This is a genomic window from Pantoea sp. USHLN298 (assembly GCF_037149395.1).
Classification (GTDB): domain Bacteria; phylum Pseudomonadota; class Gammaproteobacteria; order Enterobacterales; family Enterobacteriaceae; genus Pantoea; species Pantoea astica.
In genome coordinates, this window is sequence record NZ_JBBCRO010000022.1 from 1 (window position 1) to 359 (window position 359).

Here is a 359-nt window from a genome sequence, read left to right on the forward strand (position 1 = left end):
ACCATCGGCGCTACGGCGTTTCACTTCTGAGTTCGGCATGGGGTCAGGTGGGACCACCGCGCTACAGCCGCCAGGCAAATTCTTTGTGCACGAAACGAACCTTTTCTGCCGTGACCGCGTTGCCATCGCTCAGCCGCACCGGTCACATACTTCTGTATGCTCCCGCTGACGTCATCGCTCTGCGCCCTGTCACGCCGCAAAATCTTTCGTTTCCGCAAATAATTATCCGGAAAACAAGCTGAAAATCGTGTCTCTCAAAAACGCCTCTGGCGTTGTAAGGTTAAGCCTCACGGGTCATTAGTACCGGTTAGCTCAACGCATCGCTGCGCTTACACACCCGGCCTATCAACGTCGTCGTC

General features: G+C 55.2%; 2 rRNA genes. Both read right to left on the reverse strand.

Features of this window, described 5'->3' with window-relative positions:
* A 5S ribosomal RNA gene (gene rrf / locus WFK59_RS21985) occupies window positions 1-75 on the reverse strand; the annotation flags it as partial.
* A gap of 201 nt (window positions 76-276) precedes the next feature.
* Window positions 277-359 (reverse strand): 23S ribosomal RNA (locus WFK59_RS21990); the annotation flags it as partial.